4 protein-coding genes are annotated in these 1,684 nt (G+C 53.8%); all 4 read left to right on the forward strand.

The genetic code is table 11. The features are described from left to right. Nucleotides 1-188: 188 nt before the first annotated feature. On the forward strand, nt 189-341 hold the full coding sequence (locus GOB81_RS17290) for a hypothetical protein (protein WP_173571456.1): 153 nt from the start codon (nt 189-191) through the stop codon (nt 339-341). A 182-nt stretch (nt 342-523) separates the two neighbouring features. Continuing rightward, nucleotides 524-1,015, forward strand: coding sequence for a tyrosine-type recombinase/integrase (locus GOB81_RS17295; RefSeq protein ID WP_242010340.1), 492 nt, complete (start codon nt 524-526; stop codon nt 1,013-1,015). Nucleotides 1,016-1,170: 155 nt separating this feature from the next. Continuing rightward, the gene (locus GOB81_RS17300) at nt 1,171-1,509 is read left to right on the forward strand and encodes a type II toxin-antitoxin system Phd/YefM family antitoxin (RefSeq protein ID WP_173571457.1); all 339 of its coding nucleotides are present in this window, start codon (nt 1,171-1,173) and stop codon (nt 1,507-1,509) included. Continuing rightward, the coding region (locus GOB81_RS17305) for a PIN domain-containing protein (RefSeq protein WP_173571458.1) at nt 1,506-1,684 on the forward strand (179 nt) is incomplete at its 3' end. The genes GOB81_RS17300 and GOB81_RS17305, both read left to right, overlap by 4 nt.

A 1,684-nucleotide genomic window follows, 5' to 3' on the forward strand; every position in this document is an offset into this window, starting at 1 on the left:
TGGAATCAAAGCAGGGCGTAATTTCGTCGGATTTCACGTTCGTGTGATAGCTAGCGGGAGACGCCTGTCGGGCGATCAGGGCTATAATCGGTCCTCATCGAGGCAGGACAGCTTGCACCGATCTCCTGTCCCTCGTCAGGATCAGCAGAAGCCTGGAGCGTCATTATCGCCAGACGCTTGATGAAACGGTGTCGGGCCTGGGGAACGTGACGCCACCCCGTCAGGCTGCCCGCACTGCCGCAGGCAGGAAAAAGGTCGCCAAGGGGATCAAGGGGATCGAAAATACCACCGCCAGTGCGGGAGGTGAGTTCTGTACGATGGCTGCCTACGACTTCGGATAAATCTGGCAGGAGCTTGGTATCGCCAGCCTCAGGAAGTAGTCCGCTTTCGCCTACATTTCCGACATAAGTGGAGCCGTTTGGGCTTCCGGAAAGCGGACGGTCTGCAACAGTCCTCGTTATCCGCCGATATCCTCGTCCAGACTTCTGACTGCTGCATCTGCAGCTGATCAGGAGAAAATGTCATGGAGAAGAAAACTCACTTTCCATCGCCTACGTTGAAGGCGTCCGTGCCTTGGAATGCAGGGAAAATGGTTGGCGCCAAGCGCGCGCTTAAAGAAAAGCACGTCTGGGCTATCCGGTTCTGGCTTGGGAGCGAACAGCGTATCAGAGACAGAGCGCTGTTTGATCTTGCTCTCGATAGTAAACTCAGAGGCTGCGACCTTGTCAGCCTTCGTATCGGCGACATCATTATCAGTGGTCAGGTGCGTCATCGGGCCATGGTCGTTCAGCAGAAAACACGGCGCCCCGTACAGTTTGAAATTACAGAAACGACACGGGAAAGCGTGCGAGCGTGGCTGCAGCATTGTGATGGTGGCTTGAATGAGTATGTTTTTCCCAGTCGACTGAGCACCAAAACTCACCTGAGCACAAGGCAATATGCCCGGCTTCTTGATCAATGGGTTGAGGCGGTGGGACTGATTCCCGGTGAATATGGAACTCATTCGCTTCGCTGAACAAAGGTTGCCATAATTTATAAACGAACCGGTAATATCCGGGCCGTGCAGATTCTGCTGGAGCATACAAAGCTGGATAGTACGGTTCGATACCTTGGGGTGGATGTCGAGGATGCTCTGGCGCTGTCGGAGGCCACTGATCTCTGAAATCGAATATGCCTCATGAATTCTCTACCTCCTCCCTATGTGTACATGATATGATGACACATAGGGAGGGTCACATGAGCGAACGTGTTTCAGATAATGCCTCGGACCCGCAGAAAATCGGTGTTCGTGAGTTTAGAGGAAACCTGACAGCTTATCTGCGTCAGGTCCGGCAGGGCAGCACCATCCTCGTGACGTCTCATGACGAAATCGTTGCCGAATTACGGCCTCCTTCACCATCCTATCGTCCCCGTCGCCAACCCGGCGCATTGCGCGGGCGGATCAGACTGAGCGACGATTTTGATCAGACGCCGCAGGATATGCTCGATAGCATGGATGGAGACCTGTGAAGGTTTTGCTTGATACCCATGCCTTGCTGTGGTGGCTGTCAGATTCCGAAAGGCTCGGACCTCAGGCACGGGAGATCATTGCGGATCCGATTCACGACATTCTGGTCAGCATTGTTTCGCTGTGGGAGATTGCGATCAAAATCCGTATCGGTAAACTGGATGCGGATATGAGCGA

Source organism: Acetobacter conturbans (assembly GCF_011516755.1).
Lineage (GTDB): Bacteria > Pseudomonadota > Alphaproteobacteria > Acetobacterales > Acetobacteraceae > Acetobacter > Acetobacter conturbans.